14 protein-coding genes are annotated in these 15350 nt (G+C 59.7%); 6 read left to right on the forward strand and 8 right to left on the reverse strand.

The window, feature by feature from the left end; translation table 11 throughout:
• Positions 1 to 343 precede the first annotated feature (343 nt).
• The 5 genes from BM438_RS20775 (at position 344) to BM438_RS20795 (ending at position 6929) form a co-directional block, all read left to right on the forward strand.
• Positions 344 to 829, forward strand: coding sequence for a porin (locus tag BM438_RS20775; RefSeq protein WP_244179409.1), 486 nt, complete (start codon positions 344 to 346; stop codon positions 827 to 829).
• A 230-nt stretch (positions 830 to 1059) separates the two neighbouring features.
• Positions 1060 to 2004 carry a helix-turn-helix domain-containing protein gene (locus BM438_RS20780; protein WP_093636971.1) on the forward strand — a complete coding sequence of 315 codons (945 nt, stop codon included), beginning with the start codon at positions 1060 to 1062 and terminating at the stop codon, positions 2002 to 2004.
• 288 nt (positions 2005 to 2292) lie between these two features.
• Positions 2293 to 3471 (forward strand): lactonase family protein, encoded by a 1179-nt coding sequence (locus BM438_RS20785; protein WP_244179410.1) that lies wholly within the window; start codon positions 2293 to 2295, stop codon positions 3469 to 3471.
• Positions 3472 to 3684: 213 nt separating this feature from the next.
• Entirely contained in the window at positions 3685 to 4749 is a 1065-nt protein-coding gene (gene alr, locus BM438_RS20790) for an alanine racemase (RefSeq protein ID WP_093636976.1), read from the forward strand.
• A 245-nt stretch (positions 4750 to 4994) separates the two neighbouring features.
• On the forward strand, positions 4995 to 6929 hold the full coding sequence (locus BM438_RS20795) for a putative bifunctional diguanylate cyclase/phosphodiesterase (protein ID WP_093636979.1): 1935 nt from the start codon (positions 4995 to 4997) through the stop codon (positions 6927 to 6929).
• A gap of 51 nt (positions 6930 to 6980) precedes the next feature.
• On the opposite strand, the gene BM438_RS20800 is transcribed toward BM438_RS20795, so the two are convergent.
• From BM438_RS20800 to msuE, 8 genes are all read right to left on the reverse strand, one after another.
• Positions 6981 to 7775, reverse strand: a complete 795-nt coding sequence (locus tag BM438_RS20800) for an ABC transporter ATP-binding protein (RefSeq protein ID WP_093636982.1) — start codon at positions 7773 to 7775, stop codon at positions 6981 to 6983.
• A gap of 2 nt (positions 7776 to 7777) precedes the next feature.
• On the reverse strand, positions 7778 to 9073 hold the full coding sequence (locus tag BM438_RS20805; protein WP_234487558.1) for an ABC transporter substrate-binding protein: 1296 nt from the start codon (positions 9071 to 9073) through the stop codon (positions 7778 to 7780).
• 124 nt (positions 9074 to 9197) lie between these two features.
• The gene (locus BM438_RS20810; protein WP_093636987.1) at positions 9198 to 10265 is read right to left on the reverse strand and encodes a branched-chain amino acid ABC transporter permease; all 1068 of its coding nucleotides are present in this window, start codon (positions 10263 to 10265) and stop codon (positions 9198 to 9200) included.
• A gap of 8 nt (positions 10266 to 10273) precedes the next feature.
• Entirely contained in the window at positions 10274 to 11155 is an 882-nt protein-coding gene (locus BM438_RS20815) for a branched-chain amino acid ABC transporter permease (RefSeq protein ID WP_093636990.1), read from the reverse strand.
• A gap of 13 nt (positions 11156 to 11168) precedes the next feature.
• Positions 11169 to 11948 (reverse strand): ABC transporter ATP-binding protein, encoded by a 780-nt coding sequence (locus BM438_RS20820; protein ID WP_093636993.1) that lies wholly within the window; start codon positions 11946 to 11948, stop codon positions 11169 to 11171.
• Positions 11949 to 11966: 18 nt separating this feature from the next.
• A complete protein-coding gene (locus BM438_RS20825; RefSeq protein ID WP_093636996.1) occupies positions 11967 to 13112 on the reverse strand; it encodes an AMP-binding protein in 1146 nt (381 codons plus the stop codon).
• 2 nt (positions 13113 to 13114) lie between these two features.
• Entirely contained in the window at positions 13115 to 14218 is a 1104-nt protein-coding gene (gene sfnG / locus BM438_RS20830; RefSeq protein WP_093636999.1) for a dimethylsulfone monooxygenase SfnG, read from the reverse strand.
• 28 nt (positions 14219 to 14246) lie between these two features.
• Positions 14247 to 14828: an FMN reductase gene (msuE, locus tag BM438_RS20835; RefSeq protein ID WP_093637002.1), complete on the reverse strand. Its 582-nt coding sequence runs from the start codon at positions 14826 to 14828 to the stop codon at positions 14247 to 14249.
• A 206-nt stretch (positions 14829 to 15034) separates the two neighbouring features.
• Between msuE and BM438_RS20840 the strand changes: the two genes are divergently transcribed.
• The gene (locus BM438_RS20840) at positions 15035 to 15256 is read left to right on the forward strand and encodes a hypothetical protein (RefSeq protein WP_093637005.1); all 222 of its coding nucleotides are present in this window, start codon (positions 15035 to 15037) and stop codon (positions 15254 to 15256) included.
• Positions 15257 to 15350: the final 94 nt, after the last annotated feature.

Here is a 15350-nt window from a genome sequence, read left to right on the forward strand (position 1 = left end):
GAGCCGGTCATTGAATTCGTCGGCGAAAGACCCTTTCGCTGGATTGCTCGAAAAAATGCCAGTGAATCTAGTTTTTGTGTAGGGACGTGCGATCGCACATCCGATATTCTTACTTCGAAGCCAGTGCGTCCGGTGACTGGAGCCTTCTTCGAATCGTCGACGCGCGATGGCGAACGCGCAGGATGAATACACGGTCCGGCAATCGGACCGTGCCACGTCGCCCAGAACATTCATATGCAGTGGCACGTGGCCCGGATCTGTGCGCGCGGCGCAAACAGCGCGCACGAATCGAGTCCACGCGCGCCATGGACTCCATCTCATCGAGACGCATGCGCTTGCGTCGATGCGTCAGGTCAAGAACGCGGCAGTCCGCTACGCGAACGGGCCCTTTCGTGCGGCTGCAGGATATGAACAGGCGGCCAATACGGCCGGAACCTCAATCCTGAAGATTTTCAATGCAGGGGGCTCTGTCGGGGTGGGGGCTGCCCGGTTCTATCTGGCATACCATACGGAGCATCAGACCGATAACAGCGTGAAGCGTGACGTCTACGAAGCATCGGATTCGTACTCGTTTAGTTCCGCTGACCAGCTTTCACTTATGTATGGTTATGCGCATGATCAAACAGGCAAGGGGAACAACGCACAGCAAGTGGACTTGACCTATTCCTACTCCCTTTCCAAGCTGACCACGCTATATGGCTCTACTGGGTTTATCCAGAATCGGAATCGCGCGCAATTCACGCTCAACGGCACCGGGTATACCGGTATTGCGGTCGCGCCGGGCGCTGACACGCGCGGCATCATCGTTGGAATGTTGCATAGATTCTGATGGTGACGGCATCGGTGCCGGGAGATCGATGCCATCGTTCGGGTAAATCGCAGGTCATGCCTCGCCGAAATGTATGGAAAAATATGGGCTGTTTCCGCGGCTCCATGAGAGGGCTATGATGGAATCGAAAAAATAAGGACCGCGCGGAATCAGCGCCAGAAGTCTTCTGCGTAAGGCCGGAATGTCAATGACGGCCGCTACCCAATCGATTCGGCGGCCAAGGAGACTTTATGACACATAGTGCCGTGGCAAAGTACCAGCCCAAATCGATCCCCAAAACAATGCTGACAACCGTTCCAAAGGTCCGTTTGTACGTTGAACGCCCTGAGGATGAAAACTGGTTTGTGCACGTTGGGCATGTCACCGACCGGGGCCGCTGGCGCACCGAACCTCACGCGCATCCTGCCTATGGCCAGGTGATATTCGTTCGTAGCGGGCGCGGTGTAATGAATCTCGAGGGTAGCAGTGTGCCATTCGAGGGCCCGTGTGCCTTGCTGTTGCCGACCGAATGCGTTCACGGTCTCGACTATGAGATCGACGCTGACAGATGGGTCGTCACAATCGAAGTAGCCTATCTGACGCAGATTAACGCCAAACTCCGTGAGTTCATCGCGCTCTGGGCATTGCCCCGAATGATCCCACTTTCCTATTCCGCCGAGGCGGGAATGGAGTTTGCCAGCTTGATCGAGAGCCTTAAGCAGGAGGTTGAGTCAGATGCTGTCGGCCATGTGGTCGGTACAGAAGCACTGCTTACGACGCTTTTGCTCATGCTGGTTCGTGAAACACGTTTGGACCAGACTGGCAATGACGGTGCAACACGCAACGATGTTCGCCAGGTTGATCGCTTCCGTAAGTTGATTGACGAACATTACCGGGAGAACTTACCGCTTCAGGACTATGCGTCAATGATGGCCATTTCCCTGGTGCAACTGCGCGCGGCCTGTGCTTCCGCTGCGGAGCAAAGTCCTACAAAAATGATTCACGCACGCATTATCACTGAGGCAAAGCGCAACCTCATTTTCGGCGACATGTCGGTGGAGCAGATCGCCTTTTGGCTTGGTTTTGCAGACGCCGCGTACTTTACGCGTTTCTTCCGGAGAGAAGTCGGTCAGGCGCCAAGCCAGTTTCGCCTCGCTGCTCGACAGCAGGCTCAGCGCAAGGTCCTGTCGCAATAGGTGGGTCTGTGATTCGGATGGACCCTGAATGTGCAATAGGCGCGATCGAAAAAATACCAGTGAATCTGATTTTTGTGCAGGGACGCGCGGTGGCGAATCGAATACGCTTAGCCAGCCCGTTCACCCCGTTGACAATGCTGAGACCGTTGATCGCTTTCGCCGACATTGCGTCGTGGTGAGCCGGGGCCGGGAATAACGGATGATTGCCCGCACGCATTCCTTGAGCAATATGGAGCCAGACTGCGTGTGCATTCTTCCCACACTTTCTGACCTCCAAGCTAGCGGACTATGACACGGCCCCACCAGAGAAACAGGTTGATGCGGTACGGAGCTGTGGCGGTATTTATAACGCTTACGTTGTTAGCCGGAATGTACAGCGGCCACAACAGTGCCGCTACGTTACTGGAACATGCACAGACAGAACTCGTCTACGTGGGAACACAGGAGCGGCAGATTCACGCGCTGCGCTTCGACGCGTCCACCGGCAAACTGACCGTCATCGGCCCGGTTGCTGAGGGGCTGAAATCCACATGGGTCGCTGCGCATCCTCGCTTGCCGATCCTCTATGCGGTCGACGATGACAATACGAGAGAGGGAAGTGTCACCGCATATGCCGTGGATCGCGGGACCGGCGCGCTCACCAGATTGAACGAGGTCGCCACAGGCGGTAGCGGAGCCACGAATCTGGGCTTGGACATACCCTCCATGACCTTACTCGCTGCCAATTACGGCGGTGGGTCTGTATCGAGCATCGCGGTCAACGGCGACGGAAGCCTGGGCTCACTCGCGTCCACGATCAAGGAGGCAGGTTCCGGGCCGAACCGGCGGCAGGCGAGCGCGCATGCCCACAGCGCCGCAGTCGATCCGTCCGGCCGATACGCACTCGTTCCCGATCTGGGTGCTGATCGCGTGTTCGTTTACGGCTTTAACAGGGGCACCCACACGTTGTCGCCGGACGATGCGGCCCATCCGCGGTCTTTCATTGCCCCGCAGGGCAGTGGTCCGCGCCATCTGGCTTTCGGTGTGGATGGTCAGTTCGTTTATCTGCTGACCGAACTGACTGCCGAGATCATGGTGCTACGTTGGGACGCGTCGCAAGGGCGTTTGACGCTTGTGCAATCGGTGCCGACAAGCAGCTCGCAATTTCAGGGTGTGAAAAGCGGCGCCGAGGTCGCGGTCAGCCACGACGGGCGTTTTGTCTATGTCGAAGACCGTGGAGAAAACGCGCTAGTTGTCTATCGCGTCAGCCCCGATTCGGGAGAGCTTTCGCTGGTTCAGCGCACGTCCTCGGGCGGTGAGAGGCCATGGGGATTTGCAATCCACCCGTCGGGAAAATGGATACTGGTCGCCAACCAACGCAGCGGCAAAGTGAATGTGTTCAGCATCGACCCTGTGTCAGGCATGGTGTCGGATACCGGGCAATCGGTTGACATACCTGCTCCTGTCAGTATCGCGTTTGTGAGGTGATGGACCCTCCCGGCGGACCGATCTCCGGAACCGCCGGGAAGGGTTTCAAGCAGCAACGAGCAGCCAATAGATAAACCCAAAAATCCAAACAATACAGTAACAAAAACTGGCTTGAGCTGGATACGATAGTGGAAAAATCTGCCTGTAGGCCGCAAAGCCAGTCTTTACCAACGGGCATTCATTCCCTTTCCAAACTAGCCCTCAACGCCTCCTATGCCACGCCCGATCGTTGCACAGATTCATCCCGCCGCAGTCAGCCACAACCTCTCCATCGTCAAGCAAAGGGCTTCTCGATCACGGGCTTGGGCCGTGGTCAAAGCCAACGCATACGGACACGGAATCGATCGCGTTTTCCCGGCACTCGCGAATGCCGACGGCATTGCGTTACTCGATCTCGACGAAGCAGTCCGTGTGCGTGAGTTGGGTTGGACCAAGCCGATCCTTCTTCTGGAAGGCGTGTTCAAGCCAGGTGATGTGCAAATCGCCCAACAATTCGATCTTTCCATGGCCGTGCATTGCCGTGAGCAACTCGATCTGTTGCGCTTGTCGCCGTCGCATGAACGCGTCAACGTGCATCTGAAGATGAACTCCGGAATGAACCGACTCGGATTCCGGCCCGATGCGTATCGTGCCGCGTGGGAGCAGGCCAGATCGGCGGGCATTGCGGACATCACGTTGATGAGCCATTTCGCGAATGCTGACGATGGCGATGTGGCATGGCAGATGGATCGCTTCGATGCGGTGACTCAAGGCATACCGGGTCAACGAAGCCTCGCGAATTCAGCGGCCGTTCTGTGGCATCCCCAGGCGCATCGAGATTGGGTGCGGCCTGGTGTCGTGCTGTACGGCGGTTCACCCACCGGTCAGTCGCGCCACATTGACGACGTGGGCTTGCGCGCTTCGATGACACTTCGGAGCGAAGTGATCGGTGTGCAGTCGTTGTCGGCGGAGGAAACGGTTGGTTACGGCCGCGCCTTCGCCGCGAACCGCGAGATGCGTATTGGTGTGGTCGCATGCGGGTATGCGGACGGATACCCGCGGCACGCGTCGACGGGTACGCCCATCGCTATCGACGGCGTCATGACGCAGGTAGTGGGCCGTGTTTCGATGGACATGCTCACGGTCGATCTGACGCCGTGCCCGCATGCGCAGATCGGTTCCAAGGTCGAACTGTGGGGCGACCAGGTCAAGATCGATGACGTCGCTCACGCATCCGGAACGATCGGGTACGAGCTGATGTGCGCTTTGGCAAAGCGGGTGCCTGTAGAAATAGCCTGAATGACCGCATCTCTCGCCGGAGCGTGAAGCAATCCGCAAGGGATGCTCGCGTCTTCGGACGGGAGGCGCCGCCGCATTGCCTGTAGGACAGGCGTAATGGTGTCTAATGAGGGTGTCCAATGAGGGTGTCTAATAAGGGTGTCTAATAAGCCAGCGCAATTGCGTTGTAACGGACAGTGGGTGTTTACGTAATAATTGCGAGGCGTGTCAGATTTGACCCATTAACCATTAAAAATGCGCAGGTCATGGCTTTCAGCGAACCAAGGTCTCCATTTTTCAAATGGGTGGTGTCCTCCGCTCAGAACCTGAGCGCCGACAATCGGCAAATATTGCTTGCCAACCTGTTCACTCGAACCGCGTCGATTGTTTTTGCGTCGATCTGCGAAATCAGTGTCTGCGCAACCGCTTACTACCTTTATCCCAGAGCTCTTTACGCGTGGTGGGGCGGCGCCGTGGTTGCGCTGCTGATAACGCGTCTCGCGTTGATCTGGCTGTGCTGCGAGCGCAGTGCCCGCAATCTGCCAACCCCTACCTCAGCTTTTCTCTTTGCCAGTCTTCTCTGGGCGGTCCTGTTCGGCTATGGCACTTTTTTGTGCAATACCAGCGGAAATCAGACGCTTTTTCTGCTCGGCAACGTTTGCGCCGTGGGTGTGATCGGCGGACTAGCCGGGCGCAATGCAGGCACACCCAGGCTGGTGCTTCTCCAGATTTCGTTCATTCTCGGGCTGTTGGGTTGCGGGGCGGCGCTTTCTCCCGGCTCCGGCAAGCTCGTGCTGCTGTTTCAGGCGCCGTTTTGCGCGGCAGGCTTCTTTACCGTGGCATTGCGCAGCAATCGCGACACCGTTGCGTTACTGCTGGCGCGTGAAAGCAGTCATCGGTTGGCTCACCAGGACAGTCTCACGGGTCTGCCTAACCGCGCTCGCATTACCGAGCTGCTGCTGGAACGTACGGCGGCAGGCTCGTTACGGCAGAATCATCGATTTGCGGTTCTACTAATCGACCTTGACGGCTTCAAGGCGATCAATGACAGCCTCGGTCACGCCGCCGGCGATCAGATCCTTCAGGAAGCGGCGATTCGATTGCGTGAAGTATTGCCGACTGGCGACCTGGTCGGACGCCTCGCCGGCGACGAGTTTGTTGCCATTACCGACGGCACGGCGTTGACCCGCGACGTCCATTTGCTGGCAGACCGTATCGTCAAAACGCTCGCGCGACCTTTCACACTCAGCGAAGCGTTGGTGCATATCGGCGCGAGCGTGGGCGTCTCGCTCTATCCGGAGCACGCAAAGACGGGACCACAATTGCTGATCTGCGCGGACCGCGCGTTGTACGCCGTCAAGCGCAGTGGCAAAAGTGCCTTCTCTATCTTCGATGCCGTCAGGCACGCATCCGACGAAAGTTTGAGCCTTCTGCGAAGCGATCTGGAAGGCGCGATGCAGTCTTATAGCGATCTGCGCATGGAGTATCAACCGATCGTCGATCTCGCCGACGATACGATTTCCGGCCGTGAGGCGCTGCTTCGCTGGACACACCCGACGCGCGGTGAGCTTTCCCCATCCTCATTCATTCCGACGGCCGAACGTACGGGCCTTATCCTCGCACTCGGTGAGTGGGCGTTGCTGCAATCCTGTACGGAAGCTGTCACATGGCGTGATGCAGTGAGCGTCGCCGTGAATGTTTCGCCGGTGCAATTGCGGGAGGAATCGTTCGCGTCGACGGTTGCGGCGATCCTCAGCAAGACGGGATTGCCGCCCGCGCGCCTGAATATCGAAGTCACGGAAACGGTATTGTTGAGCGACGATATCGTCACCCGGCACAACGTCGAGAACCTTCGCGCATTGGGAATCGGCCTCGCGCTCGACGATTTCGGCACAGGATTCTCAACCATGTCGACGCTTGTGCGCTTCTCATTCGACAAGCTGAAGATCGACAGCTCGTTCGTAAAAGAGTCCGTGCATCGACGCGAATCCGCGGCCGTGGTTCGCGGGATTGTGGCGTTGGCACGAGAGATCGGCATGCCCACTACGGCGGAAGGCATTGAGACGCAGGAGCAGTTGAATTTCGTGCGCGTCTGCGGATGCACGCACGCTCAGGGTTTTCTTCTGGGCAAACCGGTCCGGAGTGAAGAGATCCCGCACCTCGAAAAAAGGCTGGCTGCGCATTCTGCGGATAAGGCTTGAGAGATTTTATCGACCGGCATGATATTAGTTTCCGCGGCGTTGGCCGACCAGTCACAGGACAGAGTGGCGTGACCCTCTGCGCGTGCCGCTCGTGGCGGATTGGCCACGTCCAAGATAGGCGTCGCGCAACGTATCCAGTTCCAGCAACGCCTCTGCCTTCCCATGTGCAACCACGCGGCCGCCTTCGAGCACATACCCGGACTGCGCATACTGCAGCGCGATCGCTGCATTCTGCTCTGCCAGCAGGAAGCTGACGCCGTCGTCGCGATTGAGTGCTGCCACCGTCTCGAAGATCTCTTCGACGACTTGCGGGGCGAGCCCCATTGACGGTTCGTCGAGCAACACCAGGGAAGGCCGCGCCATCAACGCGCGGCCGATCGCGACCATCTGCTGTTCGCCGCCGGACGTATAGCCTGCAAGCGCCTTACGACGCTCCTTGAGTCGCGGGAAGGTGCCGTAGATACGTTCGAGATCCACCTCGAGATCAGCGCGGGCAGGCCGCCGCACGAACGCGCCGAGCCGAAGATTCTCCTCCACGGACAAATGCGCAAAGCAGCGCCGTCCCTCCAGCACCTGAACGAGGCCGCGTTCGGCGAGCGTCCACGGGTCCGCATCGGTAATCGCATCGCCGCGATATGCGATGCGGCCCGACGTGAGCTCGCCCCGTTCTGCGCGAATCAGGCTCGAGATGGCCTTCAGCGTGGTCGTTTTTCCCGCGCCATTGCCGCCCAGCAAGGCGACGACGGCGCCGGACGGCACGGTCAGCGAAACGCCGCGCAATGCCGGAATGAGCTGGCTGTAGGTCACGGCGATGTCCTCGACCTGCAGAATCGGGGCTGCGCTCATGCTCAGAGATCCTTGCTGCAATCGCGCGGCGTAATGCCCTTTTCCTTGGCATACGCGTTCGCCGATTTCTCGATGATCGGGCGCAACAGTGCACGATCGGCCTGAACCCAGCCGCTAATCACCTTCCATTGCTGACCGTCCCATTGCTGGAAGCGGACGGCGCCGCCGCCTTCGTGATCGGAGCATGAGAGCTTCAGCGGTTGAACCAGGCCGTACGCACCCAACTGCTTCAGACGCGCGTCGTCGAGATTCAAGTGCTCAAACCCCCAGCGCACCTGTTCGCCCGTAAGCGGTTTGTCGCCGAACCTGGCCTGAGCCACGCGCAGCGCTTCGACGTTGAGAATGCCGTTGACGACGCCCAGGTTGTAATACACCGTACCGAAGCGCGCCGGGTCCTTCAGGTTGCCGTTGCCGGGTTTGATCACATATTGATTGATCGCCTGAAGTACCGGAAAGTCGGTTCCGGACGGATGCGTGGTAATCGAAATGAAACCCTTCGCGGCGTCGCCTGCCGGGCGCGCATCTTCTTCCGAATTACTCCAGATGTTGCCGATGATGTGATTCGCCGGGAAGCCGACCTTCTGCGCCGACTTCAAGGCGACCGGATTCATCACGCCCCAGCCGCGCAGAATCACCCAGTCTGGATTGATCCGGTGGATGGTGAGCCACTGCGAGCCCTGCTCGTTACCCGGATGCGGGACTTCGATCTGCGTGAGTTCAAAGCCGTACTTCTTGGAGAGCGCATCGAGCACGGGAATCGTCTCGCGGCCGTAAGGAGAACCATGGTAGAGCACCACGATCTTCTTGCCCTTCAGCTGATTCAGCCCGCCTGACTGCTGGCCGATGTAATTCACGATCGCCGAGACTTCGCTATATGGGTTGAGTTGAAGCGGAAACACGTACGGAAATACCGCGCCGTCTGTGGAATCCGTGCGGCCGTGATTGATCGTGACGAGCGGGATCTTGTCGACGGTCGAACGATCGAGCGTCGCATAGGCGATCCCGACCGAGAGCGGATTGGTCGCCGCAGCCGGCGCGCCGTTCAGGCCGCTCTTGAGCCGCTCGTAGCACTCCACGCCTTTTTCCACGACGTATTCGGTTTCGCATTCGCTCCACGTCAGCTTGACCCCATTGACGCCGCCATCGCGCTTGTTGATGAGGTTCATATAGTCGATAAAGCCGCCGAAGAAGCCACTGCCGCCCGCCGCATACGGCCCGACGCGGTAGCTTTGCAGCGGGAAGTATTCTTCGCCCGCAGCTTGCGCGGTGGGCGCAAATGCGGCGGTAAGGGCAAGCATCAGGCTCGCGGCAGCGGCGACGCGCGAGACTGTCCCGCGCCTTTTGAAGGAGTCGATGAAATTCATACTGGATGGACCTTGAATGGATAAACGATGGATTAAAGGGTGATGCGTGAAAGCGAAGTCATGGGCGCAGCGGCCAGTCATGCAGACGATTCCACGCGGTCTGAACCAGTCTTGCGAGTCCGTCCGGTTCCTTGATGAGAAAAACGATGATCAGCGTGCCGAAGAGGATCTTCTGCAGGTTCTGCAACTGACCGGCTTCAATGCCGATGGTGGCTAGTGCGCCTGCGGCATTGGAGAGAAGAATGGGCAGCAACACGATGAAGGCCGCCCCGAGAAAATTGCCACCGATGCTCCCCATGCCGCCAATGATGATGATGAACAGCACCTGAAACGACAGATTGAGATCGAAGCCGTGCGGCTCGACCGTGCCCAGATAGGCAAATGCCCACAACGCGCCGGCAATGCCGATCACAAATGAACTCAGCGCGAATGCGAGCAACTTGGTGCGGCCGGTCGGGATGCCGATCACGCGTGCGGCCGTGTCCATATCGCGCACGGCCATCCAGCGTCGGCCGAGTTCGCTGCGTACGAGGCGGGTCGCAAGAATGAACAGGACGGTGGTGACGCCGAGTACGAGCAGATAGCGTGCGGCCGGCGTGTCGATTTTCCAGCCGAATGCCGTGAGGCGTGGCGCGCTGAGTACGCCCGAGGTGTCGTTGTTGGAAAACCAGCTGACTCGCGTGAAGATCCATTCGACAAAGAACTGCGCAGCCAGTGTCGAGACGATCAGGTAGAAGCCTTTGATACGCAGACTCGGCAAACCGAACACCGCGCCCACGGCGGCAGTGATCAATCCCCCGAGCAATAGGTCGACGACCAGCGGCAACCCCGGCACCCGCACCATGAGGTTGTAGGTGGCATAGGCGCCGACCGACATGAACGCCGCGGAGCCGAGCGAGAGCTGGCCCGCGTAGCCCGTAACCAGGTTCAGCCCGAGTCCCGCAAGTGACAGCACGAGGAACGGAATCAGAATGGCATTGAGCCAGTAGTCGTTGCCGAGTATCGGCACGGCGACGAACGCAATCAGCGCGAGAATCGCCGCGAACCATAGCTTCAGCCCCGGCAATTGCACCGGGTACGGTTTGATCCGACGTAGCGTGTTCTGCGTGGTGTGAAGAGATGACATAGCGGGCCTCACACGCGTTCAACGGCGGGTTCGCCGAACAGACCGACTGGGCGCGCGAGCAGGAATAGCATCGCGAGCAGATAGGGAAACCAGTTTTCGATCCCGCCGCCGAGCAGGCTGCCGACATAGACTTCGGCAAGCTTTTCCGACGCGCCAATCAGCAGGCCACCGACAATCGCCCCGCCGATCGACGAAAACCCGCCGATGATCAGCACCGGCAGCGCCTTCAGCACCACCAGCGAGAGCGAGAACTGCACACCGAGCCGAGCGCCCCACAGGAGCCCCGCCACGAGGCTGACAAAGCCGGCGAGAGCCCATACGATCGCCCACACGCGCGGCAGCCGTATGCCGATAGCGAGCGCGGCGAGCGGATCGTCGGCGACTGCGCGCAGCGACAGCCCGAGCCGCGTGCGCTGGGTCAGAAGCGACAGGCCGATCACCAGCACGCCGGCGGTCGCCGCGGCAAAGACGTCGAACTGGCTGATCATGACGCCGGCCACGTTCAGCGGTTTGTCGTCGATGCCGAGGTCCAGACCGTGCACCTGGGCGCCCCAGAATAGTTGCGCGGCGCCTTCGAGAATGAAGCTCAAGCCGAGCGTCGCCATGAACAGAACGATGGGCGGCCGATTTACCAGTGGCCGCAAAACGAGCCGGCCGATCAGCAACGCAATCAGCACCAGGGCCGCTAACGTGATCGCAAATGCCAGCACGGGGTACACGTGCCGCTCGACGAGGCTCACGTACGTAAGCGCACCGAACAGCACCATCGAACCCTGCGCGAAATTGAACACGCCGGACGCTTTGTAGATCAGCACGAAGCCGATCGCGACCATCGAATACATCACGCCCGCCAGCAGTCCGCCGACGAGTACTTCGAGGAAAAATCCCATGTCGTTCAATCTCTCAGTGACGGGTGCCGAGATAAGCGGCCAGTACGTCCGGGTTGGTGCGCACGTCGGCGGGGGCGCCGTCGGCGATCTTCTTGCCGTAATCGAGCACCACCACGTGATCCGACAGGTCCATCACCACGCCGATGTCGTGCTCGATCAGCACGACAGTCACGCCGAATTGCGTGTTGGCGTCGAGTACATAACCGGCCATTGCACGTTTTTCGTCTGCGTTCATGCCGGCCATCGGTTCGTCGAGCAGTAAGAGACGTGGCTCGGCGGCGAGTGCGCGGGCCAGTTCAACGCGCTTTTGCACGCCGTACGGCAGGGTGCCGACGGTGGTATGGCGGTAGCGCTGCAAATCGAGCGCTTCGATCACGACTTCGGCATAACGGCGTTGCACCGTCTCATCGCGGCGCGCACGGCCAATGCTCAAAGTCTGTTCAAGCCATGTGCTGCGCCGATGCAGATTGCGGCCGGTAAGCACGTTGTCCAGCACGCTCATCCGCCGAAACAGTGCGATGTTCTGAAACGTGCGGGCAATGCCGCTGTGCGCCGCGTGATACGGATTCATGCGCCGATAGATACGGCCGTCGAAATTCACGCTGCCTTGCTGCGGTTGATAAACGCCGTTGATCACGTTGAGTAGCGAGCTTTTTCCCGCGCCGTTCGGACCGATCAGTGCGCAGATCTCACCCGTGTGCACGGCGAAGCTGATATCGGTAACCGCTTTCACGCCCTTGAATGACAGCGAGATATGGTCGAGCGAGAGCAAGGCGTTTGAGGATGAAGTCATTGGACGTTGAGTCATGCGTCAATAGGCCGGCTGTTCTGATGCGCCGTCTGTCGCATAGTGCTGCGGCGCCATGGCCTGACGTTTAGGTTCGACACGCCGCCAGTCGCCTGTATCGGGCCAGGCGCGCACATCGACGCGTATTGCTTCGAACAGCGCAGCGGTTTTTTCATCGAGCGGCGGCCCGATGACGAGCGCGGCATGCGTGCGCGAAAAACCGATCACTTCGCGTAACGGACGGGTGATGAGCCACCACGTCAGCGCACGAGCAAGTGGGCCGCCCTGTTTGCGCTGCGCACGATTGATCAGACGGCGCCGCCATGAGCGTGCACCGGGCAAACGGTCGTCGACGAGCTGTGCCACCCGGGCGTAGGTTTCGCGCGTGCCTGCTACGAGCGTGGGCGCGAGTTCGCGGCGATCGTTGTCGCGGGTCGCGAGCGACTCCGGAAAATTCAGGCGAAAGCCGCTCAGTACCCATGGCGCGATCAGGTAACGCGCCTGGGAGGCGGCGGCGAATGCGCGTGCGGCAAACGCTTCGTCGCCCGCGTTCAGTTTCTCTGCGGCGACGAGTTGCTGTGCTTCACGCACCAGCGTCGCATGTGGGAAACGCTGTTCGACGAGTTGCCCATCGGCATCGAGGCGCACGAAGGCGAATGCGTCGTCATGGGGGCGAGCAGCGGGAGCAAAGCCGCCCTCGGTATGGACCGACAACGCGCGATAGTCGGTTACAGCGGCATGCGGATGCGACGCCAGATTGCGTGGGTTGGCATCGATCACGCGCAAACCTTCATACGTCAGCAGGCGATCGATCTGGCCGTCGTCTTCGGCGAACACGAAGCGCGGCGCGATATGCGTGAGCACTGAGCGCGACGCGTCGTCGGTGAGTTGCGGGTCGAGCGGTATCGCGACGCCACCGTTCCATTGCGCGGCCAGCGACAGTAGCAGCGCCTCCTCGCGCGGATGACTGACGAGCAGCAGCGCGTCACCCGCCGCGAAGCCTTGCTGCGCGAGACCGGCGGCCAGCTGCTCGACCGCCGTGGCGACGTCTTGCCACGACAACGCGTGCCACGTGCCCAGCCGCTTGTGCCGCAATGCGATAGCGTGCGGCCGTTGCTGCGCCTGATGGCGCAGCCAGTGCGGCAGCGTCGACGGCTGTGCGTTTGTCATGATCAGGCGGCCTTGGCCTGCTGCTTGAGTTCGAGCTCACGCACCAACGGCAGGACCCGCTTGCCGAAATACTCCACCTCTTCGATGAAATGGAGAAAACCGGTCAGCACGAGGTCCACGCCGATCGATTTCAGTTCGACGATGCGCTCGGCAATCTGCTGCGGTGTACCGATCAGATTGGTGCGGAAGCCGTCGTTGTATTGCACGAGGTCTTCGAAGCTCGACTTGGCCCAGTTGCCTTCGCCTTCCGGCGAAGCCTTGCCGGCCTGTTTGACGGCGTCGCCGAACGCATGCACGGCTTCGACGTGCGCATGTTTGATGATGTCGGCGAGCACGGCCTTGGCTTCTTCTTCGGTATCGCGGGCGATCACGAAGGCATTCACGCCGATGCGCACCTTGTGATTGTTTTTTGCTGCCTTGGTCTGAATATCGTCGATCTGTGCCTTCAGGTTCTCCGGCGTGTTGCCGTTGGTGAAATACCAGTCGGAAACGCTCGCAGCGTTGTCGCGTGCGGCGCGTGAGCTGCCGCCCTGGAAGATCTCCGGATGCGGCTTCTGCACGGGCTTGGGACTCAGCGTGTAATTGTTGAAGCGGTAGAAGTCACCCTTGAAGGTGAAATTGTCCTGGGTCCAGATGCCCTTGAGCGCCTCGATGAATTCGTGCGAGCGGCGATAGCGTTCGTCGTGTTCGAGCCACGGTTCGCCGAGCGCAGTGAATTCACCCTTGAACCAGCCACTCACCACGTTGATCCCAATACGGCCGTTGGAAATATGGTCGATGGTGGCAATCTGTTTGGCGACAACGGCGGGGTGCCACGGACCTGGCAGAATCGCCGCCAGCACTTTAAGTTTGGTTGTGGCGTGCAACAGGGCCTGACTGAACGACACCGACTCATGCTGATATTCCGCACCGTATCCGGCGGTAAAGCGTATCTGGCTCAGCGCGTATTCGAAACCCGCCTTCTCCGCGGTGAGTGCGAGTTTCTGGTTGTACTCGAGACTCCAGTCCGTGCGCTGCTCGATTGTGCTGACAACCAAACCGCCGCTGACATTGGGCACCCAGTAGGCGAACTTGACGGCGTCGTCGTGAGAATGGTTCTGGCTCATGGTATTCCTGATGATTGAATGAAGAGATTTAGGCAGCCAGCGTTGCGGCTTGCGGGAAAGAAGCGGGGAGGCGTCCGGCATGCAGCCATGGGAGCGCGCGTGTCACCGCCAGTGCAACGCGTTCCTCCAGTGCCGGGTTAGAGATCGCATAGCCGTTGAAATCCGCTTCAGACGCATACACGCCGATCGGTAACGTGCGAGTCTGAAAGAAGCTGAACAGCGGACGCAATTGATGATCGATGACGAGCGCGTGGCGATCGCTGCCGCCCGTTGCGGCGAGCAGAACCGGCACGTCGATGAGCGCCTCGTGGTGCACGAGATCGAACAGATGCTTGAAGAGCCCGGTATACGACCCGCGATAAACCGGGCTCGCAACAACCAGCAGGTCCGCCGATTCAATGGCCCCGATGTGCGCGGCAACGTCGGCAGGAACTTGCGAGCGATGGACCGCACCGGCGAGGCTGGAGGCGATCTGCCCCAGTTCGACGAGATGCGTGTCGATCGGCAGCGCGTCGCCGAGCGCGGCAAGCAGGCGTTCGACCACCACGAGGGTGCGCGACGGCCGTTGCAATCCACCGGAGACGGCGACTACTTTCAATCTCTTACCCATTCGAACGATCCTTTCAGGCGAAAGCAAATTAATCGGGAGTGCCGCTTATTTAGCGAATACCGTGCCATCCGGCTTTGCGTGACAAGACGGGACGAGGACGAATGTGCGAGCCAACGCCGATCGCGCGCCAAGTCAAATGGCATAACCGTTTGCGGTTTTTGCTGCCGCGCATATCGCGGTGGCATGGAACCATTGCAGGCTGACGTATGAAGCTGGCGAAGCAAGATGGCCTCGGCGCTGCTGCTGGAGAAGCAGCGCAGGGTGTTGGAGAGGGACGCGAGAGCTTTCAGTATTCCAACGGGCCTGCTGCCTGGGAGGCAATGTGTGAGAGCGGTGCTGGTGCAGAGGCAGCATCCATACCGATGCTGCTGCGTAAGCAGCAATTCGACTTTGGATACCACAACAAAATGCATCGGAAGTCGCGGTAGATGGTCAGAATACGCTTCTGAGGAAGCAACCCTGATCAGTGCCGTTCAACGCCCGTCAGCCAACAGATGACGGTCCACGCCCGCGTGTAGCGGA

The organism is Paraburkholderia aspalathi, assembly GCF_900116445.1.
Classification (GTDB): domain Bacteria; phylum Pseudomonadota; class Gammaproteobacteria; order Burkholderiales; family Burkholderiaceae; genus Paraburkholderia; species Paraburkholderia aspalathi.